The sequence below is a fragment of the Bradyrhizobium jicamae genome, assembly GCF_018130215.1.
Lineage (GTDB): Bacteria > Pseudomonadota > Alphaproteobacteria > Rhizobiales > Xanthobacteraceae > Bradyrhizobium > Bradyrhizobium jicamae_A.
Genome location: NZ_JAFCKQ010000074.1, coordinates 1 through 25630 on the forward strand (window position 1 = coordinate 1; position 25630 = coordinate 25630).

Sequence of the window (25630 nt, forward strand, 5' to 3'; positions counted from 1 at the left end):
TGCCCGCGGGATCGCCCAGTTGATCCGGATGGGATGGTTCCGGCCGGTACACGCAAAGTCGGTCGATGCGCAGGAGATCCGGGCCCTCTTAATCGCGCGCAAACAGCTTCTTGGGCGGCTGATCGACGTGGAGTTGAGTATCCGCGGGATTTTGCGTGGCTTCGGGTTGAAGGTTGGCCCGGTGACGCGGAGGAATTTCGAAGCGCGGATCCGAGAGTTGGTTGCGGGTCAGGCGACATTGGAACGCATTGCCGGTGCGATGCTTTCGGCGCGATCGGCCTTGAAGGCAGAGTACGGAAGGCTCCACAAGGCTGTGCTGGCAACGGTGCGTGACGATGCCGTCTGTCGCCGGCTGATGACCGTGCCAGGCGTTGGTCCCCTGGTGGCCATTACCTACAAATCGGCGATTGATGACCCTCATCGCCTCGGGAAATCGAAGGCGGCAGGCGCGCTGTTCGGGCTCACGCCAAGGAAATACCAATCGGGAGAAAGGGACGTCACGGGCGGAATTACGCTGGCCGGCGACGAAACAGTGCGCACGGTGTTGTATGAAGCAGCTAACGTTCTGCTATCGCGCATCACGCGGTTCTCAAAACTCAAGCATTGGGGGATGGACGTCGCCAAGCGGCGAGGTTCGAAGCGTGCAAAAGTCGCCCTGGCACGCAAGCTTGCAGTGATCCTGCATCGGATCTGGGTCGACGGCACAACTTACCGATGGACCGAAGCGGGGCCGATCGCAGCATAGAAGACGTGGAGGAGATCAGGAACGCAACCGGGCTGAACTGAAGTCCGGTGCCCGAAGTCCCGTCGCCGGGACGGTGGATCCGGTGAAGCCGTTACACGGCCAGTGGTCGTCATCTGACGAACCACGCGTATTTAGATTGGCTCACCGCTCCCTCTGACAGCATGATGTGGCGGCCAAGCGTTGACCACGGACAGAAGCATGAGCTCGGCGGCGTGACGTTCACTCGGGAGGCTTGACATCATCGGGCCCATTACAGAAGGCCGTGTACTCATAACGGACCGGTCGGCGGATGTCCGCTCAACACCCAATAGCGTTGGGAAAGCGGACAGCACCCGGGTTCGCCTGCGGGCCATCAGCCGACATGCGCGAACGATCGCTTCTTCTTAAGCGATCCGCTGTCGGCGCGAATGATGCGTTGCCCGCGAAGCAGCTGATTGTTTTACCCGGGCATCATACCTTTGCTCTTGATCACCGATATGGCTTCCGGGGTTTTCAGGTAGTCGATTAGCGCCTTCGCGGCTGCGGCTTCCTTCGTGCCCGCACTGGGCGCGGCCGTGTAGACGACATCCTGCTGCAATTCAGCAGGGAACGGACCCACCACGTCTAGGCCCGGCGCCGTCAAGACGTTCATCAAGAACAGCGCGAGTTCAGCCTGCCCGTTGGCGACCATCGCGACCACCTGTGCCGGGGTGGGCTGTGCTCTCATCTTCGCTTTCATCGCCTCGGTGATGCCGAGGCGTTCGAATACCTTAGCGATCGAATAGCCCGTTGCGCTTTCCGGAATTGACGCGACCGATGCTGCCTTGAGTAGAGCAGCCTTTAACGCGTCGGGTGTGGAAATCTCGGGCTTCGGCGCGCCGGCGCGAACCGCGACACCAAGCCCAACACGAGCTATATCTACCGTCGCCCCGGCTGCGAAGTGTGATCGCGCGGCGGCGTCGCTCATGACTTCAACCGGCACGATGCCGACATCGAAAGGCTTGCCGGAAGTCGCTTCCTTGATCAGATTCGGGGTGGTGCCGAAGAAGATATCAAGCTTGTGCCCTGAGGTTTGCTCGAACTTCGGCTTGATACTCGCCCAGACCGCTGTCATGGCGCCGCCAGCCAAAACCCTCAACTCGGCAGCGGTCGCAGCCGATGACAGCATCAAACCGGCAACGATGCCCACTACCGCGACAGAAAGTCCCCTCATGCGTCCCCCACAAGTTGATATGAACTGCGCGCTTGATTGAACATGCGGTTCTCTGACAGTACAAGAGGCGTTGAGCGCGCCTCTGGCATTGAGCTTCTTGTTGACGCGCCCACCTGCAGCATTTCCAAGTCGGACCGTTATGGGGCCGCTCTGGGTCAAGCACTCAAAATGCAATGACACTTCCGCTTCCAGGCGCATCGCGACCAAATCGCCATCGACCGGAGCCCGTTGAGTCTGCTGCCGAGCCGTGATTCAAGCCCCTGACCGAGGGGGCCGAATCATGCGCTACGAACTCTCGAGCGACGAATGGACTGCCATCAAGCCGATGCTGCCCAATAAATCGCACGGCGTGCCACGAGTAAATGACCGCCGCGTCCTCAATGGCATATTCTGGGTCTTGCGATCTGGCGCGCCATGGCGCGATCTCCCGGCCAGCTTCGGTCCGTACGCGACCTGCTACAATCGCTTTGTTCGGTGGCGTCGGGCGGGCGTGTGGGCCAAGCTCATGAGTTCGTTAGCGGGCGCCCATGATGCCGCTGTGCAGATGATCGACACCTCTATTGTTCGCGGCATCAGCATGGGGCGTGCATTACACAAAATCGGCGACAGTCGATGGGGCGATCGCGAGGTGGACTGAGCTGCAAGATTCATGCGCTGGTCGATACCAATGGCCTGCCGGTTCGGCTCGCGCTGACGGCTGGTGAGGCGCACGACAACCGTCTCGCCGGAAGACTCCTATCTCGCTTGCAATCGGGGGGAATGCTGCTCGCCGACCGCGGCTATGATGCGGGCTGGATCAGAACGCTAGCGGCCGAGGGGCGCGCGGACCAACATTCCGCCGCGCCGCAATCGCAACGATCCGATCTGCTTTAGTCCGCATCCTTACCGGGCCCGGAATCTGGTCGAGCGGTTCTTCAATAAGATCAAGCGTCGTCGGCGCGTAGCGACGCGCTATGACAAGCTCGCTGCCAACTACCTCGCGTTCGTCCAACTGGCGTCAATCAGGCTGTGGCTGCGGGCTAATGAGTCCACGTCCTGGTTCAGTCGCGGCGGGGGCGCTGCAGCGTGAACGTCTCGAAAGGCGCCAACTGGCCGTCCGGTCCCACGACATCGTAATAGACGACCTTGATCGATGTGGTGCCGCCGCGAGCCGCACCCGGATCAAGCGTGAATGCCGCAAACCCGTAGGCATTCGCTGCATTTCGGACCGCCGACCAGGGCGCCTGCTCCTTGATGTAGACTGGCGGACGCTTGCCGGTCTTCGGGTCGAGTTCGCCGACCGCGGTGATCACGCGGCATGCCGGCGGATTGAAGAACAACTGGTTCGACGGGACGGACGTTCCGCCGCCACCGATGACCATGTGCACGGTCCCCTTGGTCGTGTCGATGACGTCCGTTGCGACCGCTGTCGGCACCGGCGTCAGGGTCGCGTTGGACTCGCGGCCGCGGATCGGGTGCGAGCGCTCGTAATGGTGCTCATGTCCGCAGACCACGAGGTCGACGCCGTACTTGTCGAACAGCGGCACCCATTCCTCGCGGACGCCGAGGTCGGCGCCGTTGAACATGTCCGCAGTCGAGATCGCGACCTGGTGCATGCACACGACGACCCAGTCGACATCGCGATCGTCGCGCGCGGCAGCCAGCTCTTTTTCAAGCCACGTCTTCTGCGCCCCCTGTGAATAGCCCCGGACGTAGGAATTGCCGCCGTCCTGGTAACAGATGTCGTCGTTGGCGATGCTGATCACGCGCATCGAGCCGGCGGTGAAGGCGTACCAAAGCCCACGCGTGACCTCGGTCTGCCCGTCGGCCTCCGGCACCGAGAAAAAGGTCTGGTACGCCTGATACCCGATCGGTCCATTGCCGAGTTCGTTTTCGTGGTTGCCGGGCGAAGGCATCCATGGGCGCTTGCGGGCGCTGCGGCTGTTGTTGTCCCAGAAATCCCACCAGGTCCGCACCCGGTCCTCGGCAAGATTGGCGTAGCAGAGGTCGCCGTTGAACAGGTGAAACAGCGGCCTCAACCGCTCAACGCCGAGCGTGGTGTCGCCAGCCGCCGGAGAGCCGAGATTGTCGTTCACATAGGGAAGATTCTTGATCGTCACGCCTTCCGGCGGTACGAACTTCTTGCCGAGCGTCGGCGTGCCCTGGTCGCCGAAGCTCGTGAAGGTGAACGGCGCGCGCCCGCGCGGCGCGGTGCGGAAAGTCGCGAACTCCGGCTCGGCACCGTCATGCATCGCCCCGTAGAGATAGGCGAGGTCGGCCTGCAGTCCGGCGAGCTTCGCATGATAGGCGTAGACACGCTGGCCGGACTTCGCATCGGTGTAGTTCGAAACCCGGGCCTCGACCGTCTGCTCGAGCTTGCCGTCGAGCTGTCCGAGCAAGACACGCGGATTTTGGACGGGCTGCAACGTGTGCCACGACACCACCATTTCAGACGACGCATCCGCGCCGAACTGCAAGTGCAGTCCGGCGACAGGTGGCGTCGCGACCGGATCGGGCGCTTCGCGCGAGACCGGTGCTGCGTGAGCGGTTCCGCCACCGGCGAGGGAGGCCGCTACGATCGCTGCACCGCCGATACCGGCCGCGGCGAGCAGCTTGCGGCGACTGAGATCGAGGTCGAACGTTTCGCTGTCGTGCGTGGTCATGGTTGCGATCTTTGACTCCGAATTGGCCGAATGAACCTAGCGCAACTTGACGACAGTTCGGCAAACCGGGCAGATTCTACCAGCCGGCGCGGCGGCGGATCATGCGCTTGCCCGCACACTCTTCCCGTCAATCAGCTTCCGGATCTTGTCAGTGACCTCGGGCCCGGTCGGATTATAGACGATCATGCTGAGATCGGGCCGGCCATCGACTGCAAAGACCGAATACTCGAACGAGATCGGGCCGAGAACGGGATGCCGCAGGTGTTTGACGCCTTCGCCATGAGTGCGGACGTCGTTGTCGCGCCATAGCGCCGCGAATTCGGGGCTCAGCCGGCACATCTCGTCGACGAAGGGTTGCACCGCCTCCGCGGCGCCGGCGCGCGCCGCATCGACGCGGAATGCGGCGACCACGAAGCGGGCCACGCTCTCCCAGTCGTGCTGCGCGGCGCGGACGCGAGGGTCGAGGAACATGAAGCGCAGCACGTTGCGCTCGCGCGGCGGCAGAGATCCGTAGTCCGTCAGCATCACGGTCGCCGCCCGGTTCCAGGCGACGACGCACCATGTCGCGGTCCTGATGATGGCGGGGTGCGGCTCCAGCGCGTCGAGCACGCGTTGCAGTCGCGGCGTGACGTCCTCGTTGCGCTGATAGCGCACCTCCGGCGCGCGGCCGAGGCCGAGCAGGAACAGATGCTCACGCTCGACATCGGTCAGCATCAGCGCACGCGCGATGCGGTCCAGTACGTCGGCGGATGGCGCCCCGCCGCGGCCCTGCTCGAGCCAGGTGTACCAGGTGGCGCTGATGTTGGCGCGCTGCGCCACTTCCTCGCGGCGCAGGCCGGGCGTGCGCCGCCGTTCGGCGGAAAAGCCGAACGCGGCCGGATCAAGCTTGCTGCGCCGGTCCTTCAGATAGGTACCAAGCAGGTTCGCCTGTGTGAGTGGCTCGCTCGTCGTGTTGGTCATTATACCATGATAAGGTCGCTATTTTACTACGATAGCCCGGCCGACGACATGTGTCTCCACGAAACCGTGGAGACCGCTCATGCGCATGAGTGTTACCGGAGCATCGTCCATGAAACGGGATCAGCTGCGTCACGGGCCGTCCTTCTGGTGGATGGCGGCAGTTTGTGTAACTCGCCCAGGATATTTCGATTCACATGTGCAAATGCAGGCATCGGACGCCTATGCATCATAGGCGCTGCCTGCCCGACAGCGGACAGACGACGGCCCCGGCATTGGCCCCCCACGGCCCCAGAATGCCGGGGCCGTTTCGGGCTTTGCAGGCCGAAGCGAGCTGGATGGGTGCAGGGAGTTCGGGGGCGCGTTGCGACCCGACAACGTGCCGCGTTGCGTCCGATCCCCTTAATCCATGTAAATGCCGGAACCCGTGACATCGCGCAGGTTAGGGGTTCGTCGGATCGGCGCAGACGCGGCCCGCGTGACGGCGGTCAACGCGGCGAGCACCCCAGCCCTGTCAGCCCCGGGGCTGGGGTTCGCTTGCACCTGATGTCATCGACGGGCGATCAGCAGCGCTCGGGTCATCGGAAGGAAGCCGTCATCGGGCGGGCATTCGCACGACCCGTCGGTCCGCAATGACGGTGCGGGCTCAGAGCGGGAAGCACCGCATATAGGCCGCGAACAGCTTCTGGTCGTCGTAACTCACGAGCTGTGAGCCGATTGCGTCGGCAAGCGCGAGGTCGCGATTGAGCACGCCGAGCCATGCCTTGGTATCGGCGGTGATGCGCAGGGCCGCTTCTCCGACATGACGTCCCGGCACCACCTGGAGGTCCTTGCCCTTGATCACGACAGTCGCGGCAAACGCACTCGCCCCGGTGAAGCTCAGATGCGTCACGAAGTCGAGCCCTCGCGCCCGGCCGCGCTGAAAGCCGAGCGAGAGCGAGAACATGTAGGCCTGGATGCTGCCGGTATGGCGACCCGAGGTGACATGCTGAACCTTCTTGTGAGGAAAGCGCCGCGTCACCGTGTCCTCGGCGTCGGTGTCCGGAATCACATAGACGAACTCGTCCTTGTCGATCAGCGGCTTCACCACCTCGGTGAAATGGGCGTCGCGATCGTGCAGGAAGGGGCCGATCACGTCTTCGCCGGCCGGACAGGCCGAGATGCAATAGGCCGCCTTGTAACCGGGCTTGAACGAGAGCGATTGCCAGACATTCATCGTCTCGGTGCGGGGAACGCGGGCGCGGTAATCCTTCGCGTCTTTTGAGTCCGCGACCTTTTCGACCCACGTTGCGAAGTTGCCGAGAAAGTCGTGATAATTGTGCGTGAAGCAGGACATGAAATCAAAGCCGCCGTCCGGCTTGATCGCTCCGACCGGGCAGGCCGCGACGCACAGCTTGCACTCGAGGCAGGGATTGTAGTCGATCGGATGGTCATAGGCGTCCACCTCGCGCCCGAGCAGGATGGTGCCGAGCAGGACGAAGCTGCCGAATTTCGGGTGGATGATGCTGCGATGGATTCCCATGCGCCCTAGTCCCGCTTCCACCGCGATCGGCTTGTGCTGAACCATCATGATCCTCGGCAGATCCATCTCCATCGGGAACGCGGCGACGGAATTGCAGGACGGGATGCCGTGCTCGTCGAGCGCGCGGACGATGGCGCGCGCGGTTTCGTTGACGTGATCGTAGGTGCCGTGGAACTCCTCGTTGGCGACCGATCGCGACGGAGAGCGCACCGGCTCGCGGTTCATGTGGCAGACGATCGCGAGCAGGGACCGCGTCCGGCCGTAAACCTTGCGGATATAGTCGAGCTGCGGCGCGATCGCGGCCCGTTCGATCTCGATGATGCCGACATCGTCGGCGCCGCACTCCCGCGCGATCTGCTTCAGGAACTCCGCGGAGACTGCGGCCTCGCGGACGTTCTGGACGCCGCGGGCGCGCACGGCCCTGACCGTGGGATGATCGTCGAGACTCATGGCCGGTGCTCGTTTAAATGACGTTAATCATATTAATCGAGTGGCCGGCGCTGAGGCAAGTCAATTATATGTCATACATAATATAATGACGTCGATCCGAAGCTCGCGCTCGTCATTGCGAGGCGGGAAGCGACGACTTGTCCGCCGAAGCCGTGGCGAAGGCGGAAGCAATCCATCGGTCCGCATGCGGAGAGATGGACTGCTTCCCTTCACTCGCAATGACGCGGAGAAAATCCTTAATCCAGCAGCTTCGTATCGTCAGGCGCTTGCGGCGGCGTCTTGATCGCGATCGCCTTGATCGGACGGCCGTTCGGCTTGTTGCCGCCATGCGGCGTGCCCTTCGGGATCACGACGAGGTCGCCCGGCTTCACCGTGACCTCCTTGTCGCCGAGCCAGATCGTGCCGGTGCCTTCCAGTATGTACTGTATCTCGTTGGTGTTCGGATGCATGTGCTTGGGCACATTGCCGTCCTGGATCGAGACGGTGGCGCCGTCGGCGGAGACGAACATCTTCGAGCGGAAGCCGGCCTTGTTGGCGTCGCCGAGCTTGTCGCCCTCCATCTCGCCGGTGTGGATGATCTGCGCAGTGATGCTTTCGGCAGCAAGCGCCGGCCGCAGCAGATGGGTCACACCGCATCCGGCGGCAAAAGCTGCAGCGATCGACAGCGTCGTGGCAATGCGATTCATGAGAGGCCTCCCTTGATCCCCTTGACGTTTCTTGTGAGGGCATAATGCTATGCCGCCCACGCAGGCTTGGCCAGTTACCGGAAAGTCGCCTTCTCAAGCCTGCCGCACTGCATTATCGTGCCGCCAAATTTCGAGTGGAGGACGTCATGAGGACGATGTTGGGCAAGGTCGCGGGCGCATTGATGGCGCTCGTGATCAGCACGGGCCTTGCCGCGGCGCAAAGCAAGATCACGGTCGCGATCGGCGGCGGCGCCTGCCTGTGCTATCTGCCGACGGTGCTGGCCAAGCAGCTCGGCGAATACGAGAAGGCGGGGCTTGCGGTCGAACTGGTCGACCTCAAGGGCGGATCGGATGCGCTCAAGGCCGTGCTCGGCGGCAGCGCCGACGTCGTCTCCGGCTATTTCGATCACTGCGTCAATCTCGCGGCCAAAAAGCAGGAGCTGCAGGCTTTCGTGGTCTACGACCGTTATCCCGGCCTCGTGCTGGTGGTGTCGCCGAAGCACACGGGCGAGATCAACTCGATCAAGGATCTGGCCGGCAAGAAGGTCGGCGTCAGCGCGCCGGGCTCTTCGACCGATTTCTTCCTGAAATACATGTTGAAGAAGAACGGCCTCGATCCGATGGGCACCTCGGTGATCGGCGTCGGCCTGGGTGCGACCGCCGTGGCCGCGATGGAGCAGGGGCAGATCGACGCGGCCGTGATGCTCGATCCGTCGGTCACGGTGCTGCAAGGCAGCCACGCCGACCTCAAGATCCTGAGCGACACACGCACCGAGCATGACACGCTCGCGGTGTTCGGCGGCGAATATCCGGGCGGCGCGCTCTATTCCACCACGGCCTGGGTCAACGGACACGAGAAGGAGGTGCAGGCGCTGACCAATGCGATCATGGCGACGCTGTCCTGGATCCATTCGCATTCGGCCGAGGAGATCATGGCCAAGATGCCCGACGAGATCGTCGGCAAGAACAGGGATCTCTATCTCGCCGCGCTGAAGAACACGATCCCGATGTATTCGCAGACCGGCAAGATGGACCCGAAGGGCGCGGACGCCGTGCTCGCCGTGTTCAGCGAGGGTTCGCCCGAGGTGGCGAAGGCCGGCATCGACGTGACCAAGACCTACACCAACAAATATGTCGAGCAGGTCAAAAAGACGACCGGAATGAATGCCAAGTAGGGCCCACAGGTTGGACCTGACAAGCAGGGCCTGATCCGGGTCAGAGCGGCCCTGACGGCAAACCGGGAATCAGGACGCGGTGGGTGATATGCAGGTTCCGGTCATTCATCGCGTCACCGCGCTTGACCTGACATTGCAGCGGCGGCCCTGGCCGTTTGCGGACCAGCGGCGCGCCGAGATATCAGCGCATTTCGCCGCCGAGCAGCGTGCCAGGCCCGGCCTGTGGAACGGCCGCGTGCTGCTCGGCCGCGATCCTGTCTTTTCGGGCGATCGGCTGAGCGCCAATTATTTCGAGACCGATTTCGCGAGCTTCCTCGCATGGCGCGACTGGGGCTTTCCCGACAAGGAGATCTTCAACGGCTTCGGCATGGGCGCGCTGCTCGCCAGCGACGGCGCCTTCGTGCTGGGCGAGATGGGCCAGCATACCTCCAATCCCGGGCGGATCTATTTTCCGTCGGGGACGCCCGATCTCGACGACGTCAGGGGCGACACCGTCGACATTGCCGGCAGCGTGATGCGCGAATTGGAAGAGGAGACCGGCTTGCCGCCGGCGGATTGCCGCGCGGATGCCGACTGGCACTGCGTCTACACCGGGCCCGCGCTCGCGATGATGCGGATCCTGCGCGTCGACATGCCGGGCGAGGCGTTGCGCACGCGGATCGAGGCCAACCTCGCGCGCGAGGCGCAGCCGGAGCTCGCAGCCATCCATCTGGTGCGCCGCAGAGCCGATCTCACCGCTGCAATGCCGCGCTTCGTCACTGCGTTCATCGAGACTCAGCTCTAGAGCGCGATGAGATGGCGCCTGCAACTATCTGCTGATGCCCTGTTGATGCGTGGCGACGCAGCGGCAGCCATTGGCGCTTGACATCACCGGCCGCGCCCCCTGTGATAGGGACCCAACAACAAGAAAGTGCCGCACAATCTCCGGGGAGGGATGTATGCCGGTCACGAAGGCTGCGCGTCGGCCTGCGGCCGTGTTGGCCGCGGACGCGGGGCGTGCGCGAAGGGGATCGCCATGCTTGCCGTCGAAGGCCTGACCAAGCGGTTCGGCGGCTTTCGCGCCATCAACAATGTCTCGTTCCGCGTCGACCGCGGCGAGATCCTCGGCCTGATCGGCCCGAACGGCTCGGGCAAGAGCACGATCTTCAACATGCTGTCGGGCACGCTGCCGCCGACCGCTGGCTCGATCCTGTTCGACGGCCGCGAGATCGCGGGGCTCGCGCCGCACCGGATCATCGTCGGCGGCGTCGGCCGCACCTTCCAGATCCCGCGGCCGTTCCATCGTCTCAGCATCTTCGAGAACGTCACGCTGGCCGGTTTCTACGGCCAGGGCCGCCACGGCCGGGCCAAGGCCGAGGCGGCGGCCGAGCGCGCGCTCGCCATGGTCGGACTGCCGGCCGATCGCCACGCCAGCGTCGAGGGCCTGGGCGCCGCCGGCCTGAAGAAGCTCGAGCTGGCGAAGGCGCTTGCGACCGGACCAAAGCTCCTGCTTGCGGATGAAAGCCTCGGCGGCCTCGACGAGTCCGAGATGGACCAGGCCGCCGACATGCTGCGCCGGATCCGCGACGAACTCGGCATCACCATCATCTGGGTCGAGCACATCATGGGCGTCCTGATGCGCGTGGTCGATCGGGTGATGGTGCTGGATCACGGCGAGAAGATCGCCGAAGGGCTCCCGGCGGACGTTGCCGGCGACGCCAGGGTGATCGAGGTCTATCTCGGCACCGATGCGGATGCGAGCCTTGCGGCCGCAGCGGCCGCGCAGGCCCGCCGCCGGATCGAGGCATGATCGGCATGCTCGAGCTCAGGTCGATCGATGCGGGCTACGGCAGCTTCCAGGCGCTGTTCGGCGTCAACCTCGATGTCGGGGCAGGCGAGGCAGTCGGCGTGATCGGTCCGAACGGCGCCGGCAAGACCACGTTGATGCGCGTGATCTCCGGCCTGATCCGTCCGATCCGGGGCACCATCGCGATGCAGGGGACCGACGTCGTGGCGACGCCGGCGCACCGCATCGTCGACCTCGGGATCGCCCATGTGCCGGAGAACCGGCGGCTGTTTCCGCGGCTCACCGTCGACGACAATCTGAAGATGGGCGCCTACATGCCGGGCGCGCGTGCCAGATACGGCGAGCGGCTGGAGTTCGTGTTCGACCTGTTCCCGCGCATGAAGGAGCGTCGCCACCAGCTGGCCGGCACCATGTCGGGCGGCGAGCAGCAGATGTGCGCGATCGGTCGCGCGCTGATGTCGAATCCCAAGCTTCTCTTGCTCGACGAACCCTCGGCGGGGCTGGCGCCGGTCGTGGTGCAGCAGGTGTTCGAGCTGGTCAAGCGCATCCGCGCCAGCGGGCTGACGGTGCTGATCGTCGAGCAGAACGTGCAGCAGGTGCTGCGCGTCGTCGACCGCGCCTATCTGCTCGAGGCCGGCACCATCCGCGCCGCCGGAACGGCGCATGAGCTCGCGGCGAGCGACACCATCAAGCAGGCGTATCTCGGAGTGTAGGACGGCAGCATGCACGCGATCCTCGACATCTTCGACATCTACTTCCTGGAGGCCGTCATCAACGGCATCCTGCTCGGCGGCGTGCTGGCGCTGCTGGCGCTCGGGCTGAACCTGATCTTCGGCGTCATCGACGTCACCTGGATCTGCTACGCCGAGCTGGTGATGATCGGCATGTACGGCATGTACTATCTCGTGCAGGTGTTCGGCGTGCCGTACTGGGCCGCGGCGCCGCTGGTGATCCTGCTGGTCGCGCTGCTCGGTGCGGCCCTGCATTTCCTGGTCATCGCGCCCCTGCTGACCGCACCGCCGATCAACCAGCTGCTCGCCACCGGCGGGGTGCTGTTCATCCTGCAGAGCTTCGCCACCGTGGCTTTCGGCATCGACTTCAAGAATCTCGGCATCCGACTGCCGGTGCTGTCGCTCGGCGACATGAACTTCAGCTACGCGCGCCTGCTTTCCTTTGCCGCCGCGCTGATCGGCATGGTCGGCGTCTACCTGTTCCTGACCCGCACCTTCACCGGCACCGCGATCCGCGCCATCGCGCAGGACCGCCAGATCATGCCGCTGATGGGCGTCGATGCGAAGCGCATCTACCTGATCACGTCGGCGATCGGCGGCGGGCTCGCCGGCCTTGCCGCGTGCCTGCTCGTGCTGCAATACGACGTGCATCCGTTCGTCGGCCTGTCGTTCGGGCCGATCACCTTCCTGATCTGCGTGCTCGGGGGGCTCGGCAATTTCATCGGCGGCTTCATCGCCGCCTTCGTGTTCGCCGAGATCATCTCGCTCGGCGGCCTGTTCTCCGATCTCGAATGGGGCTACGTGCTGGCCTTCGCCTTCTTCATCGTGATGATGTTCATCCGGCCCGCGGGCCTCCTGGCGAGGCGCTCGTGAACAACAGGCTCGTCGGCTGGATCGTCGCGCTGATCGTGCTGATCGCGGTGCCTTTCGTGCACAGCGATCCCTATCATCTGCACCTTCTGGTGCTGATCCTGATCTGGTCGTTCGCCTACACCTCGTGGTCGATCATGGGCCGCTTCGGCCTCGTCTCGCTCGGCCATGGCGGCTTCATGGGCATCGGCGCCTATGTCACGGCGCTGCTGTGGAATCACCTCGATATCTCGCCCTGGATCGGCATTCCCCTGAGCATGGCGACCGCCGGCGTGCTGGCGCTTGTCGTCGCCTATCCCTGCTTCCGCTTCCGCATCACCGGTCATTATTTCGTGCTGGTGACGCTCGCGCTGTCGGGCATCGTGCTTCAGGTCATCACCGCGACGCGCGACTATACCGGCGGCTCGCTCGGCTATACGCCGCGCCGCGCGGGCGGCATTGCCGCGCTGCAATTCGACGACAAGACGACCTGGTATCTGATCGCGCTCGCGGTCTGGCTCGCCGGCCTCGTGATCTGGCGCGCCATCGACCGCGGCATGATCAGCCGTGCCATGGAGGCGATCTCGGAGGACGAGGATGCGGCGGCGGCGGCCGGCGTCAACGTGACCGCCGAGAAGCTCAAGATCACGCTGATCAGCGCCCTGATGACGGCGCTGGCAGGCGCGCTCTATTGCCAGTACCAGATGTTCATCTCGCCCGACACGGTCAGCGGCATCGCCGTGTCGCTCCAGATGGTGTTCGCCGCCATCGTCGGCGGTGTCTATGTTGCGCTGGGGCCGACGGTCGGCGCCGCCATCACCATCCTGCTTGCCGAGGTGCTGCGCATAAGCTTCGGCACCGGCGCGGTCGGCTGGGACAACCTTGTCTACGGCGTGCTGCTGGTGCTGTTCATCATCTTCCTGCCCAAGGGCATTCTTGGTAGCGTGATCGACCGGATCACATCGCCACCCAAGAAGCCGCAGAGGTCATGAGCAAGAAACCGTCGCCGTCGCTGCCGGATGAACTGACGCCCTACGTCGCTCCGTTCCGTTTCGACGGCACGGGCGAGTTTCACCTCAAATCGTACCCGACGGCCGAGAAGGGCGGCATCGACAAGGATGCCGGCAGCAGGATCATCGAGGCCAACCGCAAGCGCCTCAACGATTTCCAGGAAAAGCTCTACGCCCAGGACCGCTGGTCGATGCTCCTGATCTTCCAGGGCATGGACGCCGCCGGCAAGGACAGCGCGATCAAGAGCGTGTTCGAGGGCGTCAATCCCCAGGGCTGCGAGGTGGTCTCCTTCAAGCAGCCGTCAGCAGAGGAACTCGACCACGACTACATGTGGCGCGCGATGACCGCGCTGCCCGAGCGCGGCCGCATCGGCATCTTCAACCGGTCCTATTACGAGGAATGCCTGATCGTGCGCGTGCATCCGCAGGTGCTCGCCAAACAGAAGATGCCGAAACGGCTGGTGACGAAGAACATCTGGCGCGAGCGCTTCGAGGACATCTCGGCGATCGAGCGCTATCTGTCGCGCAACGGCACCGTGATCCTGAAGTTCTTCCTCAACGTCTCCAAGGCCGAGCAGCGCCAGCGCTTCCTCGACCGGCTGGAGGAGCCGGCCAAGAACTGGAAGTTCTCGATGGCCGACATCTCCGAGCGGGCGCTGTGGGCGAAATACCAGGCCGCCTACCAGGACATGATCCACCACACCGCGACCAGGGATGCGCCGTGGCATATCGTGCCCGCCGACCACAAATGGTTCGCACGCGTCGTGATCGGCTCAACCATCGTCGCCGCCCTCGACCGGCTCGATCTGGCCTTCCCAGAGGTCGACAAGGCCGAGAAGAGCGAATTCAAGCGCATCCGCGACGCGCTGCTGGCCGAGGGGAAGGAAACGGAGAAAAGGAAGCCGGTAGCGGTGAAGAAGTGAGGTGCGAATGCCGCAAATCGCGTTGCACCTCAGCTCAAGTCGAAATCCGCCGTCCACTTGCTTGAACCCGGCTGCTTGCGGAAGATCCAGATCGTCAGCGTTGAATTGTCCGGGACAAACATGCTGTCGCCGGTGTGAAGCGTGAATTGCCTGACGTCGCTGACCACGGTCCAGATGGCCTGAGCGTAGACATCCGGTGCGCTGGTTTGCGTGCAGGAAAGAACGGCAGCCTTCGGAACGGCGCGCGATACGGTCTGGCTGGCCGATGAATCGAGATGAATTGCGACCATAACAAATTCCTCGATATGGACCGACTGAAACAATGTAAGATTGTGGCTCGTGGTAGAGCAAGTCAAGGATGTATCCGGCTCGTCCGGACGAGGGCGAATTGAGGCCGGGGCCCCGGCAGCGGTCGCCACGCGTCTGAAACCGGAGCAGCTCCCTTCATCAGTGCGCTTGCGACGGAGTTTAGGTCAGCTCTACTGCCTCTCTTTCCCCATTGCGGCCGATTGCTATAATCGTCTAGAAACTGTCGCGCATCGCCGCCCCGGCAACCAACCGTCAATGGTTTTGGCCGAGGATTGGGCGCGCAAAGGGTCTGGCAAATGCTGATTCGCGGCCAAATTGATGGGATTTCCGGGGAGGTGGCTTTGGCTACCGCCGCGATCCCGGCTGCGCGGCCCACCCTCCTTATTGGCGGCCTGCTTCTTACCTGCCCCTGAGGGCCGGCTGGGCATTTGCGCCTGGGCACTCAGGGGGAGCTTTCGAGATCGCCAGACCCTGACATCGCCCTAGGAACCGACACGGGCGCAAAATTTCAAAGGAATTTCTGACATGGCCACCGTGAACAAGTCCGATAAGGACCGCGTCATCATTTTCGACACCACCTTGCGCGACGGCGAGCAGTGCCCCGGCGCCACCATGACCTTCGAGGAGAAGCTGGAGGTCGCCGAGCTCCTGGACGACATGGGCGTCGACGTCATCGAGGCCGGCTTCCCGATCACCTCGGAAGGCGACTTCCAGGCGGTCAGCGAGATCGCCCGCCGCTCCAAGAACTCGGTCATCGCCGGTCTGTCCCGCGCCCATCCCGCCGACATCGACCGCTGCGCCGAGGCGGTGAAATTCGCCAGGCGCGGCCGCGTCCACACCGTGATCGCAACCTCGCCGCTGCACATGCGGGTGAAGTTGAACAAGACCCCGGAGCAGGTGATCGAGACCTCGGTCGCCATGGTCGCGCGCGCCCGCAACCAGATCGACGACGTCGAATGGTCGGCCGAGGACGGCACCCGCAGCGAGATGGATTTCCTCTGCAGGATCGTCGAGGCCGTGATCAAGGCCGGCGCCACCACGGTGAACATCCCCGACACCGTCGGCTACACGGTGCCGGAAGAATACACAAACTTCATGAAGACGCTGATCGAGCGCGTGCCGAACTCCGACAAGGCGGTGTTCTCGGTGCACTGCCATAACGATCTCGGCATGGCGGTGGCGAACTCGCTGGCCGGCATCGTCGGCGGCGCGCGGCAGGTCGAGTGCACGATCAACGGCATCGGCGAGCGCGCCGGCAACGCCGCGCTGGAAGAGATCGTGATGGCGATCAATGTGCGGAACGACAAGTTTCCGTACTGGAACCAGATCGACACCACGCAGCTCACCCGCGCCTCGAAGCTGGTATCGGCCGCGACCTCGTTCCCCGTCCAGTACAACAAGGCGATCGTCGGTCGTAACGCCTTCGCCCATGAGAGCGGCATCCATCAGGACGGCGTGCTGAAGGACGCATCGACCTACGAGATCATGCGGCCCGAGATGGTCGGATTGAAGCAGTCGTCGCTGGTGCTCGGCAAGCATTCCGGCCGCCACGCCTTCGTGCACAAGCTGGAGGAGATGGGCTACAAGCTCGGCCCCAACCAGCTGGAGGATGCGTTCACGCGCATGAAGGCGCTCGCCGACCGCAAGAAGGACATCTACGACGAGGACATCGAGGCGTTGCTGGATGAAGAGATCGCGGCCGCGCATGACCGCATCAAGCTGACCTCGCTGACCGTGATCGCCGGCACCCATGGCCCGCAGCGCGCCACGATGAAGCTCGACGTCGACGGCCAGATCAAGATCGAGGAAGCCGAAGGCAACGGTCCGGTCGACGCCGTCTTCAACTGCATCAAGCGCCTGGTGCCGCATGAAGCCAAGCTCGAACTGTACCAGGTGCACGCGGTGACCGAAGGCACCGACGCGCAGGCCGAAGTCACCGTGCGGCTCGCCCATGACGGCCGCTCGATGAGCGCTCGCGCCGCCGATCCGGACACCCTGGTCGCGTCGGCAAAGGCCTATCTCGGCGCACTGAACAAGATCGTGATGAAGCGCCAGCGCGACGCGGCCCCGGCCAAGGTCGCCGGCTGATCGGACGGCTCTAGCCTCGTCATTCCGGGATGGTGCGTGAGCACCAGATCCGGAATCTCGAGATTGCGGGTTCGTCCTTCGGACGCCCCGGAATGACGGTGTGAATATTCTGGAAAACGCGGCGCTTCGGCGCCGCGTTTTTGTTCCCACCCCGCATTCATATCGCAGGGCGGATAGCGGAGCCCAATCCGCCGAATCCCGGGCTCCGAAGGCGGTGGGTTACGCTTCACTATCCCGCCCTGCATTTTTCCCGGTTCTCACGCATGTGATCGCCGCGGCAACTTGGCACAGGCGGCTGTGAGCCCGTTCACAACGCTTGCTGTGCGGGAGCGCTATCTTTCCACAGGTTGTGCCATGTCATGCAATAATCTCAGGTTGAAGAAAGGCGCAGCCACTTTTGCATCGCTTGATTTTCAGCCCTGATGCCCGCCTGCCGGCGGGCGTCCGTCACCGGGAGAATGCGTCATGGAAAAGCCCCTCAGCCCGCAGCAGATCAGGTCCGCGCTCAAGCCGCGGCCGGCATTGAAGCCGGCCGACGTGAAGATCGCCTTCGAACCGCATCTCGTGCCGCCGCGGCCCGGCGTCCGGGTGTTTCCGGAGCCGATCAAGGGCACGCTGATGAATCGCCCCGCCAGATCCGACGCGGTTGCCGCCGACCTCGACAGCAAGCTGACCGGCTTCGTGCCCGATCATCTCTCGTTCAATCCGCACGCACCCGCGCTCGAGGACCGGTTTCGCCACAAGGTGTTTTTCGATCCCGCCGCGCAGCTGAAGCAAGGCCAATTCATGGCGACGACGGTGTTTCAGCCGGATCAGCGCCGGGTGTTCTCCGACACCTCGTTCCCCTGGTGCACGGTGGGGCGTGTCGATGTCACCGGCGGCACCGGCAGCGGCGCGCTGGTCGGTCCACGCCATCTGCTCTGCGCGTCGCACATGATGACCTGGAATCCGGACAACACCGTGAACCAGGTGACGTTCACCCCGTCCTATTTCGACGGCAACGCGCCGTTCGGAAACTCCGGCATCATCCACTGGTACGCGTTCCGCAAGGTGGTCGGCCCGAACCTCAGCGTCGACGACACCCAGCAGGACTATGTCGTGCTCGTGCTGAGCAACCGGCTGGGCGACGTCTGCGGCTGGATGGGAACGCGCGGCTATTCCGATTCCTGGAACGGCCTGACGGCATGGAGCCACATCGGCTATCCCGGCGATCTCACCGGTGCCGCGCGGCCGACCTTCCAGGGCAACATCGCGATCAACAGTACGGAAGGGAGCGATGATCCGACCGATGAGGGCCTGTTGCAGAAGGCCGATGTCTGGCCCGGACAGTCGGGCGGTCCGTTCTTCGGCTGGTGGTCGGGCGAGCCCTGGCCGCGCATCACCGGCGTGCAAAGCGGCCAGAACCCGCAGACCAACTCGGCCGGCGGCGGCAACGACATTCCGATCCTGGTGAACCAGGCGCGGAACGATTTTCCGTAGGCTCGGCGTCATTGCGAGCGAAGTGAAGCAATCCATATCTCGACGTGTGGAGGTGTGGATTGCTTCCGCCCTCGCCAGGCTTCGGCGGACAAGTCGTCGCTTCGCTCCTCGGTTGGCCGCCAGGTTGGGATAAAATCCGTCCTCCGAGCTTGTTGTTGGAATCTCCTGCCAACGATTTGCGCCATCCCGCCCGGTTTTGGGATTTTTCACGGCATCGCCGGCGTTAAGCTGTCCCGCGTCTCTCCCGCAAGGACGCCAGCCATGCCGCTTGTCACCATCGAGGCCGATCCGCAGCGCAGTCCCACGCCGTCGGAGACCGCGCTGACGCGCCGCGTCGACCTCACCACGCTTCGCCTGTTCATCGCGATCTGCGACGAGCAGAACCTGACCCGGGCCGCGCAACGCGAGGGGATTGCGGCGTCGGCGGTGTCGAAACGCATGAACGATTTCGAGCTGGCCTTCGGCGTCACGCTGTTCAAGCGGCTGGCCAAGGGCATGGCGTTGACTCCGGCCGGCGAGGCGTTGCTGCATCATGCGCGCGTCACGCTGCTCAACGTCGAGAAGATTGCAGTCGAGCTCTCGGAATATGCCCATGGCGTGCGCGGCCATGTCCGCATGCTCGCCAACCTCTCCGCGATCGTGCAATATCTGCCGGAGGATCTCTCCGCCTTCTTCGCAGGCCACGGGCTGCTCCGCGTCGACCTGCAGGAGCGGCCGAGCGGGCAGGTGGTGCGCGGCATCGAGGAAGGCGCGGCCGAGATCGGCATCTGCTCGGGCGAGGCCGACAGCCGCGCGCTCGAAGGCTTCCATTATCGCACCGACCACCTGGTCGTGGTGATGCGACCGGATCATCCGCTGGCCGGCCGCGAGAGCCTCGCGTTCACCGAGACCCTCGATTTCGATCACATCGGCCTGCATACCGCGAGCTCTATCTACCTGCGCTCGCAATATGCGGCCACGCAAGCGGGCAAGGGGATGCGGCTGCGCATCAACGTACCCGGCTTCGACGCGGTGTGCCGCATGGTGCAGGCCAATATGGGCCTCGGCCTGATCCCGGACTGCGCCTTCGAGGTGGTCGGCGCCGGCATGGGGCTTTCGGCGATCCCGTTGCGCGACGAATGGGGCCGGCGCGCGCTCAAGATCGTGGTCCGCGATGCCGTTCATCTGTCGGCGACCGGCCGCCTGATGCTGGATCACCTGCGCGCCGTCGAAGCGGATCGGCGCGATGACGACTTGTGAGCGCAGGGTGTTCCCAATTCCTTCGCCTTCGATGTCATCGCCTGCGACATGATGAAAGTTCGAGTTCCTGGAACGAACCTGAACAAGGTCTGTTGAGGTCAGGTTCACGGGAGGAGGTTTGAATGCGCTATTTTCTGCTTGTTACCCTCGGTGTCGCCGCCGCGTTGACGGCAAATGGCTCCGCGCTTGCACAGCACCGCGGCACGCAGTCGGAACAATCCGCCTGCACGCGCGACGCCCAGCGCTTTTGCCGGAAGGACCTCGGCAACGACGATGCCGTGCAGAGCTGCCTTCAAATGAAACGAGCCAGCCTGAGCAGGAGCTGCAAAAAGGTATTCGAAAGCCACGGCATGTGAGACAGGCACAGAGAAAAGCCCCGCCGAAAGCGGGGCTTTTCCTGGTCATGAAATCCTGCGCATGACGACGCTCATCTAGAGCCGTCAGTCGTCCCAATCATGGCCACGGATCACGACGCCGCGGTCACGATAGTAGTCCCGATCATGGTGGTACCATCCGTGGTGCCAGCCTCGGTCGTGCTCGCGATAATACACCCGCGGACCATCATAACGGTCGCCGTAGTAGCCGTGGTCGTGGCCGACATAGACGCCAATGCCCTGCGCGCTTGCCATCGTCGGTGCGGCGATTGCCAGGGTCGCTGCGGCAGCGAGGATACAAGAGAGCTTTGTCATGGCTTTCTCCTTTTTTCGTCCCCGGGGGCAACGATCGCCATCCGCATCCGTTTCTGGAACCAGACAGGAACTTTTCTGAACAGCCATTCACGGGAACATAAAGCAGGTTGGCGAAAGCGGTGCTTTGCTGCCCTGGACCGCGGACTCCATGTGTCATATCGCAGGAGCGCCGCCCAGAAATGCGAGCAGCTGCGCGTTGACCTCGGCGGGCCGCTCGAGACTTGAGCGATGTCACTGCGGCGCTCGCAATGCTGCCTTTGACCTCAAGCAGGCCTGCAGTTGCCGCGTGAAACGTCCAGGGCATGCTATAACGGTCAAACACCGGTCGAGTTTCCACGCGCTATTCGCCGCATTTTCCAAACATGCCCATGGGAGCGAACAATGCCTGCCTACATGATTGCCCTCAACAGACGCGTGCATGATCGACAAAAACTCGAAGCGTATTGGAAGGCGGCCGGCCCGACATTCGAGGGGCGGGGGTCCAAATCACTTTCCGTCTATACGCCGCTCGTGCCATTGGAATTGATGGATCAACTCGAAGGTGTCGTCCTGATCGAATTTCCCGACGTGGCCGCAGCCAAGGCCTGGTATGAAAGCCCGGCGTATCAGAAAGCAAGACAACACCGGGACGGCGCGGCGGACACCGAGTTCTTCATCATCGATGGCGGGGTGGTGCCGTCAGGAGATCGCCTGCCTCACATCAAATGATGTCGCCGTTCGGACACGGCGGGCAAATCGGCTGCGGGCGTCGCGTCCATGCGTCCATGTCAACCGGCTGGGGTTCGGAGCCACTTGCCTTGCGATCGTGACGCTGGCGGAATTGGCGGTTCTGCATCATCTTCACGGGAAAGGGGACCGTGCCAATCGAAATCAGATTCGCAACTACAGCCGATGCCGAGGCGATCCAACGCATCTACGCGCCGTTCGTGCGGGAGACCGTGATTTCATTCGAGGACCTGCCGCCGTCGGTCGACGAGATCGTCGGGCGGATCGCGTCGACCTTGAAGACGCATCCCTGGCTTGTCGCTGTCGTTGGAGGAAAAGTCTGCGGCTATGCCTATGCAAGCGCACATCGCGAGCGTGCGGCCTATCGCTACTCCGCCGACACGACGGTGTACATCGCGCCTGAGGCGCAGCGACGCGGTATTGGCCATGCTCTCTACGCCGAACTGCTGCCGCAGCTCAAGCAGCGCAACATGCATATGGCATTTGCCGGCATCGCGCTGCCGAATCCGGGAAGCGTCTCGCTCCACGAGTCGATGGGCTTCACACCGGTCGGAATCTATCGCGAGGTCGGCTTCAAATTCGGGCGCTGGCATGACGTCGGGTGGTGGCAGCGGATCCTTTGAAGTGAGGTCCGTCTCGGGTCGATCGCGACGTTTGGGCCCGTTACCTCTGCTTCGGACCCGACGCCGATCATGGCAAACCGACGCGCTGGGGCCAGGTAGCGGACGCCGGGCCGTTACTTCACCCCGGCAGCATCAACCGCAGCAAGGCTGCCTGGCTTTCGGAGCGCCGCAGGATTGCTGCTCTTGGAGCCATCGGTCGCGGGGCTTGCAGCTCGACGGACGCGCCGAGAGATAGACGCGGATCGCGGCGCCGCCGGCATCCATGCGTTCCGCGCGATAGAGTTGCATCGGTCGCACGCCGTCGCTCACTTCGAAAGTCACCTTGGCCTGCGGATCGAAGCCAACTGCCTCGTCCACCTTGCGGATGATCGCGAGAAACTTCCCGGCAGGCATGTGGCCCCGGTTCTCCTCCTCGATGTCCCACAGTTGAATGAAGGTCTCGCTCCAGCTCTCAGGGTTCGCGCCGCAATCGAGCGCCCTGAATGAACCGGTTTTGACTTCGGTCACGTGGTAGCTGGGGCGGACGTCCCTGCCGTCGTAACTGAAGATCAGCGGTTTTTCCTTGTGCGCCTCAAGGCTGGAAAGGAAAGCCTCGGACGAGAGCTCTTCCACCGGCAGCAGGGCGCCCACGATCGAACGGGTATTGGCAAGCGTGTCCATCACTGCTATCCTCATTTCAATGATTATTGAATTGTAGGATTATCGAAAGATGGAGGAACGTCAAGCCCGAACCGCCTTCGCGGCGCTGTCGCAGGAAACGCGGTTGCGGATCGTGCGGTTGCTGGTCCAGGCCGGTCCCGAGGGGATGGCGGCGGGGGCGATAGCCCAAGCGGTCGAAGTATCGCCGTCAAACGTGTCCTTCCATCTGAAGGACCTCGAGCATGCAGGCATGATCGTGCCGCGCCGCGAAGCGCGTTCGATCATCTACTCGGCGGATTTCACCGGCCTGCGCGATCTCATCGCCTTCCTGATGAAGGATTGCTGCGCGGGCCACCCCGAAATCTGTGCTCCAGCGCTCGTCGCTGCCCAATGCAGGCCTTCTACGAACAACACGACCAGGAAGAAGGCGCACGCCTGATGCGCGACTTCGACCTGTCAAGGCGCCTTGTGGCCGAAGCCCTCGGTACGTTGCTTCTGGTGGCGACCGTCGTGGGCTCCGGCGTCATGGCCGAGACCCTGACCAAGGACGTGGCGCTGGCGCTGCTCGGCAACACGCTTCCGACCGGCGCCATTCTGGTGGTTCTGATCACGATCCTTGGACCAATATCCGGCGCGCACTTCAATCCGGCGGTCACGCTGGTGTTCCTGCTCAAGGGCGAACTCCGTCCGCCCCAAGCCGCGATGTATATCGCGGCGCAGGTGCTCGGGGGCATCCTGGGCGCAATGGTTGCGCATGCCATGTTCGGCCTGCCGCTGCTGGAGTTCTCTGCAAAGGCAAGGACCGGGTTTCCGCAGTGGTTTGCCGAATTCATTGCCGCGTTCGGACTGGTCGCAACGATTATCGGTGGCCTGCGGTTTCGTGAGACCGCGATTCCATGGCTGGTCGGGCTCTACATCACGGCAGCCTACTGGTTCACCGCGTCCACGTCTTTCGCCAATCCGGCGGTCGCCGTCGCGCGATCATTGACCAACACGTTTTCCGGCATCCGGGCGCAGGATCTGCCGGGATTCATCGTCGCCGAAGTCCTGGGCGCCGTTGTCGCGGCGGCATTCATGACCTGGCTCCTGCGGGGCGCTGACACCACAAAGGAAGCAATCCAATGACGATTACGATCTATCACAATCCCGATTGCGGAACGTCGCGCAACACCTTGGCTATGATCCGCCAAAGCGGGGAGGAGCCCGAGATCGTCGAATATCTCAAGAGCCCTCCCTCGCGCGACTTGCTGATCTCGCTGATCGCTGCCATGGGCATAACACCGCGGGCGTTGCTCCGTGAGAAGGGCACGCCCTACGCAGCGCTCGATCTCGCCAATCCGAAATGGAGCGACGACGAATTGATCGATTTCATGATGGCGCATCCGATCCTGATCAATCGGCCGATCGTGGTATCGCCAAAGGGCGTGAAGCTATGCCGGCCGTCCGAGGCCGTCCTTGATCTCCTCGCCGTGGCCGACATCGGCCAATACGTCAAGGAAGACGGAGAGGTGGTTTCACCCAAGACGCCGGGCGCGCGCGCTGGATGAGCCGCCGTGCGGATAATTTTCTGATCGTCGCGCTCGGTACCACGCAAACGCTTGCCTGGGCGTCGAGCTATTATCTGCCCGCCATTCTCGCCGACCCGATTGCGCGGGACCTTGGCATATCGACGAACTGGTTGTTCGCCGCGTTCTCGATGGCACTCGTGATCTCCGGACTGCTCGGTCCGCGCGTCGGCCGACAGATCGACCGCATGGGTGGACGCGAAGTGCTCTGCGCCTCGAACCTCATCCTGGCGGCCGGTCTGATCCTGCTGGCGCTTTCGCAGGGCGGCGGTCTGATGGCCGTGAGCTGGCTGTTGCTCGGCGTCGGCATGGGCCTTGGCCTGTATGATGCCGCCTTCGCTGCGCTCGGGCGCATTTACGGTGACGCCGCCCGGCGCTCCATCACCGGCATTACCTTGATCGCGGGGTTTGCCAGCACGATTGGTTGGCCGCTCAGCGCATGGGGACTAGCAACCATCGGATGGCGCTGGACCTGCTTCGGCTGGGCGATGGCGCACATTCTGATCTGCTTGCCGCTGAACGGCTTCTTGATCCCCAAGCTGAAAAGAGAGCATCGGATCGCGGCCAACACGCCAAAGCCGCACATTCCGATAGATCGTGAGATGGTGCTGCTCGCCTTTGCCTTTGCGGCTGCCTGGAGCGTCACTTCGGCCATGGCGGTTCATTTGCCGCGAATCCTGGAGTCGTTGGGCGCGACGCAAGCGCAAGCGATTGGGGCGGGGGCACTGATCGGCCCGGCGCAGGTGGCGGCGCGAATTGTCGAAGCGAGCCTACTGAAGCGCTTCCATCCGCTCTGGTCGGCGCGACTGGCCTGCATCACCCACCCTCTGGGCGCCTGCGTCATAGGCCTGTTTGGCGGCGGCTTCGCCGGCATCTTCGCGCTGTTGCACGGCGCCGGCAACGGAATCCTGACGATTGCGCGGGGTACGCTACCGCTGGCGATCTTCGGCCCGAAGGACTACGGCTACCGGTTGGGGCTGCTCGGCGCGCCGTCGCGGCTGTCTCAAGCCGCCGCACCTCTGATATTCGGGTTCCTGATTTCGCCGCTCGGCGGCTATACGCTTGCGGTCACATCGGCTCTGAGTTTGGCCGCGCTTCTCGCATTGACCGCACTCAAGGCGAAGAAAGCGCCCGCGACGTAGCAGCATTGGTCGCGTGATTGGTGTTGCCGATTGGACACGACGGGCAAATCAGCAAATGCTGTCAATCCGCCTGCGTAAAAATATTTCGGTTTATCAGTAGATCGAATCAGTGTATAGAATTTGCCGTCTCACCCGCTCGAGGGGCGCTCGCGATCGTCACGAACGTTGTGGTGGGATGCGGTGGACGTTGCGTGCGTGACTGACGAGAGCGCATGAAGCGGACGGCGAAATCGTGCAGGCCTGACGCCCTAGTGGCAGGTGTCTCCCGCGAGATGCGAAAGCATCTTCGCGAGACGGTGACAAAAGAGCCCAGTCTCGCCGGGGCGAGCACGTATAAGCCGTAACCCGTCGCGCAGGGAAAGCCGGGTTGTTCCGGTTACACCTGTGGTCCTACCCCCGTGCTTTCTACATTGCACGGGGCCCATGGGTGCGATCGGCACCCGGCTTTCCCTGCGCCCTCTGC

The 25630-nt window shown here is 63.4% G+C and carries 25 protein-coding genes and 2 pseudogenes; 19 read left to right on the forward strand and 8 right to left on the reverse strand.

What is annotated here, in order from left to right; all coding sequences use genetic code 11:
* Positions 1–745, forward strand: a 745-nt coding sequence (locus JQ586_RS38125; protein WP_212399791.1) for an IS110 family transposase, incomplete at its 5' end; no start/stop codon positions are given.
* Positions 746–1184: 439 nt separating this feature from the next.
* On the opposite strand, the gene JQ586_RS38130 is transcribed toward JQ586_RS38125, so the two are convergent.
* Positions 1185–1937, reverse strand: coding sequence for a substrate-binding domain-containing protein (locus JQ586_RS38130; RefSeq protein WP_212399792.1), 753 nt, complete (start codon positions 1935–1937; stop codon positions 1185–1187).
* Between the two features lie 280 nt (positions 1938–2217).
* Here JQ586_RS38130 and JQ586_RS38135 point away from each other — a divergent pair.
* Positions 2218–3006, forward strand: a pseudogene (locus JQ586_RS38135) (IS5 family transposase).
* Here the strand turns inward: JQ586_RS38135 and JQ586_RS38140 are convergent.
* The 4 genes from JQ586_RS38140 to JQ586_RS38155 form a co-directional block, all read right to left on the reverse strand.
* The gene (locus JQ586_RS38140; protein ID WP_212399793.1) at positions 2978–4579 is read right to left on the reverse strand and encodes a metallophosphoesterase family protein; all 1602 of its coding nucleotides are present in this window, start codon (positions 4577–4579) and stop codon (positions 2978–2980) included. The pseudogene JQ586_RS38135 and the gene JQ586_RS38140 overlap by 29 nt on opposite strands.
* A 99-nt stretch (positions 4580–4678) precedes the next feature.
* A complete protein-coding gene (locus JQ586_RS38145; RefSeq protein WP_212399794.1) occupies positions 4679–5539 on the reverse strand; it encodes a helix-turn-helix transcriptional regulator in 861 nt (286 codons plus the stop codon).
* A gap of 643 nt (positions 5540–6182) precedes the next feature.
* Entirely contained in the window at positions 6183–7508 is a 1326-nt protein-coding gene (locus tag JQ586_RS38150) for a 4Fe-4S binding protein (protein WP_212399795.1), read from the reverse strand.
* 236 nt (positions 7509–7744) lie between these two features.
* Positions 7745–8194, reverse strand: coding sequence for a cupin domain-containing protein (locus JQ586_RS38155; protein ID WP_212399796.1), 450 nt, complete (start codon positions 8192–8194; stop codon positions 7745–7747).
* A 146-nt stretch (positions 8195–8340) separates the two neighbouring features.
* Here JQ586_RS38155 and JQ586_RS38160 point away from each other — a divergent pair, with 146 nt between their 5' ends.
* From JQ586_RS38160 to JQ586_RS38190, 7 genes and pseudogenes are all read left to right on the forward strand, one after another.
* On the forward strand, positions 8341–9369 hold the full coding sequence (locus JQ586_RS38160; RefSeq protein ID WP_212399797.1) for an ABC transporter substrate-binding protein: 1029 nt from the start codon (positions 8341–8343) through the stop codon (positions 9367–9369).
* 88 nt (positions 9370–9457) lie between these two features.
* Positions 9458–10153: an NUDIX hydrolase gene (locus tag JQ586_RS38165; RefSeq protein WP_212399798.1), complete on the forward strand. Its 696-nt coding sequence runs from the start codon at positions 9458–9460 to the stop codon at positions 10151–10153.
* Positions 10154–10384: 231 nt separating this feature from the next.
* Positions 10385–11158: an ABC transporter ATP-binding protein gene (locus tag JQ586_RS38170; RefSeq protein WP_212399799.1), complete on the forward strand. Its 774-nt coding sequence runs from the start codon at positions 10385–10387 to the stop codon at positions 11156–11158.
* A gap of 5 nt (positions 11159–11163) precedes the next feature.
* Positions 11164–11868, forward strand: coding sequence for an ABC transporter ATP-binding protein (locus tag JQ586_RS38175; RefSeq protein WP_212399816.1), 705 nt, complete (start codon positions 11164–11166; stop codon positions 11866–11868).
* Positions 11869–11877: 9 nt separating this feature from the next.
* Positions 11878–12759 carry a branched-chain amino acid ABC transporter permease gene (locus JQ586_RS38180; protein ID WP_212399800.1) on the forward strand — a complete coding sequence of 294 codons (882 nt, stop codon included), beginning with the start codon at positions 11878–11880 and terminating at the stop codon, positions 12757–12759.
* Positions 12756–13758 (forward strand): annotated as a pseudogene (locus tag JQ586_RS38185) (branched-chain amino acid ABC transporter permease). The gene JQ586_RS38180 and the pseudogene JQ586_RS38185 overlap by 4 nt, the downstream one beginning before the upstream one ends.
* Positions 13724–14668: a polyphosphate kinase 2 family protein gene (locus tag JQ586_RS38190; RefSeq protein ID WP_212399802.1), complete on the forward strand. Its 945-nt coding sequence runs from the start codon at positions 13724–13726 to the stop codon at positions 14666–14668. Before JQ586_RS38185 ends, JQ586_RS38190 begins: the two are co-directional and overlap by 35 nt.
* A gap of 29 nt (positions 14669–14697) precedes the next feature.
* Here JQ586_RS38190 and JQ586_RS38195 read toward each other — a convergent pair whose 3' ends face one another.
* On the reverse strand, positions 14698–15087 hold the full coding sequence (locus tag JQ586_RS38195; protein WP_212399803.1) for a hypothetical protein: 390 nt from the start codon (positions 15085–15087) through the stop codon (positions 14698–14700).
* A 415-nt stretch (positions 15088–15502) separates the two neighbouring features.
* Here JQ586_RS38195 and JQ586_RS38200 point away from each other — a divergent pair, with 415 nt between their 5' ends.
* The 4 genes from JQ586_RS38200 to JQ586_RS38215 all read left to right on the forward strand — a co-directional run bounded on the left by JQ586_RS38200 (position 15503) and on the right by JQ586_RS38215 (position 20139).
* Complete coding sequence (locus tag JQ586_RS38200; RefSeq protein WP_212399804.1) at positions 15503–17065, forward strand: 2-isopropylmalate synthase; 1563 nt, start codon at positions 15503–15505, stop codon at positions 17063–17065.
* Positions 17066–17530: 465 nt separating this feature from the next.
* Positions 17531–18544, forward strand: coding sequence for a serine protease (locus JQ586_RS38205; RefSeq protein ID WP_212399805.1), 1014 nt, complete (start codon positions 17531–17533; stop codon positions 18542–18544).
* 261 nt (positions 18545–18805) lie between these two features.
* Positions 18806–19783: a LysR family transcriptional regulator gene (locus JQ586_RS38210; protein WP_212399806.1), complete on the forward strand. Its 978-nt coding sequence runs from the start codon at positions 18806–18808 to the stop codon at positions 19781–19783.
* Between the two features lie 122 nt (positions 19784–19905).
* Positions 19906–20139, forward strand: coding sequence for a hypothetical protein (locus JQ586_RS38215; protein WP_212399807.1), 234 nt, complete (start codon positions 19906–19908; stop codon positions 20137–20139).
* An 84-nt stretch (positions 20140–20223) separates the two neighbouring features.
* Here the strand turns inward: JQ586_RS38215 and JQ586_RS38220 are convergent, their stop codons facing one another.
* Complete coding sequence (locus tag JQ586_RS38220; RefSeq protein WP_212399808.1) at positions 20224–20472, reverse strand: hypothetical protein; 249 nt, start codon at positions 20470–20472, stop codon at positions 20224–20226.
* Between the two features lie 381 nt (positions 20473–20853).
* Here JQ586_RS38220 and JQ586_RS38225 point away from each other — a divergent pair, with 381 nt between their 5' ends.
* Positions 20854–21180 carry a DUF1330 domain-containing protein gene (locus JQ586_RS38225; protein WP_212399809.1) on the forward strand — a complete coding sequence of 109 codons (327 nt, stop codon included), beginning with the start codon at positions 20854–20856 and terminating at the stop codon, positions 21178–21180.
* Positions 21181–21329: 149 nt separating this feature from the next.
* On the forward strand, positions 21330–21821 hold the full coding sequence (locus JQ586_RS38230; RefSeq protein WP_212399810.1) for an arsinothricin resistance N-acetyltransferase ArsN1 family B: 492 nt from the start codon (positions 21330–21332) through the stop codon (positions 21819–21821).
* A gap of 132 nt (positions 21822–21953) precedes the next feature.
* On the opposite strand, the gene JQ586_RS38235 is transcribed toward JQ586_RS38230, so the two are convergent.
* Positions 21954–22481, reverse strand: coding sequence for a DUF6428 family protein (locus tag JQ586_RS38235; RefSeq protein ID WP_212399811.1), 528 nt, complete (start codon positions 22479–22481; stop codon positions 21954–21956).
* 49 nt (positions 22482–22530) lie between these two features.
* Here JQ586_RS38235 and JQ586_RS38240 point away from each other — a divergent pair, with 49 nt between their 5' ends.
* Genes JQ586_RS38240 through JQ586_RS38255 form a run of 4 tightly spaced genes read left to right on the forward strand, consistent with a single transcriptional unit; the run spans position 22531 to position 25167 of the window.
* The gene (locus JQ586_RS38240; protein ID WP_212399812.1) at positions 22531–22899 is read left to right on the forward strand and encodes a helix-turn-helix transcriptional regulator; all 369 of its coding nucleotides are present in this window, start codon (positions 22531–22533) and stop codon (positions 22897–22899) included.
* A complete protein-coding gene (locus JQ586_RS38245) occupies positions 22899–23585 on the forward strand; it encodes an MIP/aquaporin family protein (RefSeq protein ID WP_212399813.1) in 687 nt (228 codons plus the stop codon). The genes JQ586_RS38240 and JQ586_RS38245 overlap by 1 nt, the downstream gene beginning before the upstream one ends.
* On the forward strand, positions 23582–24007 hold the full coding sequence (arsC, locus tag JQ586_RS38250; RefSeq protein WP_212399814.1) for an arsenate reductase (glutaredoxin): 426 nt from the start codon (positions 23582–23584) through the stop codon (positions 24005–24007). Before JQ586_RS38245 ends, arsC begins: the two co-directional genes overlap by 4 nt.
* Positions 24004–25167 carry an MFS transporter gene (locus JQ586_RS38255; RefSeq protein ID WP_212399815.1) on the forward strand — a complete coding sequence of 388 codons (1164 nt, stop codon included), beginning with the start codon at positions 24004–24006 and terminating at the stop codon, positions 25165–25167. Before arsC ends, JQ586_RS38255 begins: the two co-directional genes overlap by 4 nt.
* The last annotated feature ends 463 nt before the right edge of the window (positions 25168–25630 follow it).

Excerpts from the sequence above, each read along its gene's own strand:
- JQ586_RS38130 (WP_212399792.1), bottom strand. The coding sequence starts at position 1,937 with ATGAGGGGACTTTCTGTCGCGGTAGTGGGCATCGTTGCCGGTTTGATG.
- JQ586_RS38140 (WP_212399793.1), bottom strand. The coding sequence starts at position 4,579 with ATGACCACGCACGACAGCGAAACGTTCGACCTCGATCTCAGTCGCCGC.
- JQ586_RS38145 (WP_212399794.1), bottom strand. The coding sequence starts at position 5,539 with ATGACCAACACGACGAGCGAGCCACTCACACAGGCGAACCTGCTTGGT.
- JQ586_RS38150 (WP_212399795.1), bottom strand. The coding sequence starts at position 7,508 with ATGAGTCTCGACGATCATCCCACGGTCAGGGCCGTGCGCGCCCGCGGC.
- JQ586_RS38155 (WP_212399796.1), bottom strand. The coding sequence starts at position 8,194 with ATGAATCGCATTGCCACGACGCTGTCGATCGCTGCAGCTTTTGCCGCC.
- JQ586_RS38160 (WP_212399797.1), top strand. The coding sequence starts at position 8,341 with ATGAGGACGATGTTGGGCAAGGTCGCGGGCGCATTGATGGCGCTCGTG.
- JQ586_RS38165 (WP_212399798.1), top strand. The coding sequence starts at position 9,458 with ATGCAGGTTCCGGTCATTCATCGCGTCACCGCGCTTGACCTGACATTG.
- JQ586_RS38170 (WP_212399799.1), top strand. The coding sequence starts at position 10,385 with ATGCTTGCCGTCGAAGGCCTGACCAAGCGGTTCGGCGGCTTTCGCGCC.
- JQ586_RS38175 (WP_212399816.1), top strand. The coding sequence starts at position 11,164 with ATGCTCGAGCTCAGGTCGATCGATGCGGGCTACGGCAGCTTCCAGGCG.
- JQ586_RS38180 (WP_212399800.1), top strand. The coding sequence starts at position 11,878 with ATGCACGCGATCCTCGACATCTTCGACATCTACTTCCTGGAGGCCGTC.
- JQ586_RS38190 (WP_212399802.1), top strand. The coding sequence starts at position 13,724 with ATGAGCAAGAAACCGTCGCCGTCGCTGCCGGATGAACTGACGCCCTAC.
- JQ586_RS38200 (WP_212399804.1), top strand. The coding sequence starts at position 15,503 with ATGGCCACCGTGAACAAGTCCGATAAGGACCGCGTCATCATTTTCGAC.
- JQ586_RS38205 (WP_212399805.1), top strand. The coding sequence starts at position 17,531 with ATGGAAAAGCCCCTCAGCCCGCAGCAGATCAGGTCCGCGCTCAAGCCG.
- JQ586_RS38210 (WP_212399806.1), top strand. The coding sequence starts at position 18,806 with ATGCCGCTTGTCACCATCGAGGCCGATCCGCAGCGCAGTCCCACGCCG.
- JQ586_RS38215 (WP_212399807.1), top strand. The coding sequence starts at position 19,906 with ATGCGCTATTTTCTGCTTGTTACCCTCGGTGTCGCCGCCGCGTTGACG.
- JQ586_RS38220 (WP_212399808.1), bottom strand. The coding sequence starts at position 20,472 with ATGACAAAGCTCTCTTGTATCCTCGCTGCCGCAGCGACCCTGGCAATC.
- JQ586_RS38225 (WP_212399809.1), top strand. The coding sequence starts at position 20,854 with ATGCCTGCCTACATGATTGCCCTCAACAGACGCGTGCATGATCGACAA.
- JQ586_RS38235 (WP_212399811.1), bottom strand. The coding sequence starts at position 22,481 with ATGGACACGCTTGCCAATACCCGTTCGATCGTGGGCGCCCTGCTGCCG.
- JQ586_RS38240 (WP_212399812.1), top strand. The coding sequence starts at position 22,531 with ATGGAGGAACGTCAAGCCCGAACCGCCTTCGCGGCGCTGTCGCAGGAA.
- JQ586_RS38245 (WP_212399813.1), top strand. The coding sequence starts at position 22,899 with ATGCGCGACTTCGACCTGTCAAGGCGCCTTGTGGCCGAAGCCCTCGGT.
- arsC (WP_212399814.1), top strand. The coding sequence starts at position 23,582 with ATGACGATTACGATCTATCACAATCCCGATTGCGGAACGTCGCGCAAC.
- JQ586_RS38255 (WP_212399815.1), top strand. The coding sequence starts at position 24,004 with ATGAGCCGCCGTGCGGATAATTTTCTGATCGTCGCGCTCGGTACCACG.